1 protein-coding gene is annotated in these 218 nt (G+C 53.7%); it reads left to right on the top strand.

Annotated features, from left to right (window positions below; genetic code table 11):
* Nucleotides 1-218, top strand: a 218-nt coding sequence (locus tag HMI57_RS18690; protein WP_171587462.1) for a hypothetical protein, incomplete at both ends; no start/stop codon positions are given.

The following is a 218-nucleotide window of genomic DNA, read 5'->3' as shown; positions in this document are numbered from 1 at the left end:
GGCTCAGTTCGGTGGTCAGCGATTCGGTGAAATGGAAGTTTGGGCACTGCAGGCTTATGGTGCAGCGCACACTCTTCAGGAACTCCTCACCATCAAGTCTGACGACATCACCGGTCGCGTTAAGACCTATGAGGCAATCGTTAAGGGCGAGAACATCCAGGCTCCTGGTATTCCAGAGTCGTTCCGAGTTCTAGCCAAGGAAATGCAGTCACTAGCCC

Origin of the sequence: Arthrobacter sp. 260 (genome assembly GCF_013116745.1) — a bacterium.
Classification (GTDB): domain Bacteria; phylum Actinomycetota; class Actinomycetes; order Actinomycetales; family Micrococcaceae; genus Arthrobacter_D.
The sequence above is the reverse complement of the archived record's forward strand: the minus strand, read 5'-3'. Positions and strand labels throughout refer to the sequence as shown.